Genomic DNA, 1,122 nt, shown 5'->3' with positions numbered 1-1,122 from the left:
TGGTGGGAAGCAGGCGCACAGGCGCCGCAACTGCTTGCCTCGGGCGAGGTGACGATGACGACCGCCTGGAACGGCCGCATCTACAATGCCAACAAGGAGGGCAAGGACTTTCGCATCGTTTGGGACAATCAGATCCTCGATTCCAACTACTGGGTGATTCCGAAGGGCGCCAAAAAAACGGAAGGCTCTTTGGCTTTTATCAAATACGCGGCTGATCCCAAAATCCTGGCGGGCATCACCAAGTACATTCCCTATGGACCGGTCCGGAAATCCGCTGCCCAATTCGTGGCACCCGAAGACGCCAGAAACTTGCCAACCAGCCCACAAAACCTGACCGTTTCGCTGACGCTGGACAATGGGTTTTGGGCTGACAACGGAGATGAAATCCGCAAGCGGTTCACGACGTGGCTCGCACAATAGCGCGGCCATCCGGAGGATAGCATCGATGAACTTTTCTCGACGAATGTCACCTGCAGCGGACAGTCAAGTCGATGCCCTCGTTCGGTTCGAGGATGTGAAGAAGTCCTACGATGGCATCAACTTCGTCGTGAAGGACTTGAACCTTACCGTCTTTCGTGGCGAGTTCCTGACCATGCTGGGGCCTTCGGGCTCCGGCAAGACCACGACCTTGATGATGCTGGGCGGCTTCGAGCAGCCGACGCTCGGTCATATCCTGCTCGACAACAGGCCAGTCGAGCGGCTGCCGCCGGAAAAGCGCAACATCGGCTTCGTGTTCCAGAACTACGCGCTGTTTCCGCACATGACGGTGGCGGAGAATGTCGCGTTCCCGCTGCGCTATCGCGGCAGTACAGGCGCTGCCGCCAAAGAAAAGGTGCGTCAGGCGCTTGGCCGCGTAAACCTTGAAACGCTGGGTGATCGACGCCCGGCACAGCTTTCCGGCGGCCAGCAGCAGCGCGTCGCATTGGCCCGCGCGCTGGTGTTCGAACCGTCGCTGGTGCTGATGGATGAACCGCTCGGTGCACTCGACAAGCAGCTTCGCGAGCACATGCAGATCGAGATCAAGCAGCTCCAGACCTCACTCGGCATCACCATGGTCTACGTCACGCACGACCAGTCCGAGGCGCTGACCATGTCGGACAGGATCGCGGTTTTCCATGACGG

General features: G+C 59.1%; 2 protein-coding genes. Both read left to right on the top strand.

Features of this window, described 5'->3' with window-relative positions:
* On the top strand, positions 1-420 hold a 420-nt coding region (locus LB543_RS33815; protein ID WP_224617355.1), incomplete at its 5' end, for an extracellular solute-binding protein.
* A 43-nt stretch (positions 421-463) separates the two neighbouring features.
* Positions 464-1,122, top strand: a 659-nt coding sequence (locus tag LB543_RS33810; protein ID WP_224617356.1) for an ABC transporter ATP-binding protein, incomplete at its 3' end; no start/stop codon positions are given.

The sequence above is a fragment of the Mesorhizobium sp. ESP7-2 genome (assembly GCF_020164715.1).
Lineage (GTDB): Bacteria > Pseudomonadota > Alphaproteobacteria > Rhizobiales > Rhizobiaceae > Mesorhizobium.
The sequence above is the reverse complement of the archived record's forward strand: the minus strand, read 5'-3'. Positions and strand labels throughout refer to the sequence as shown.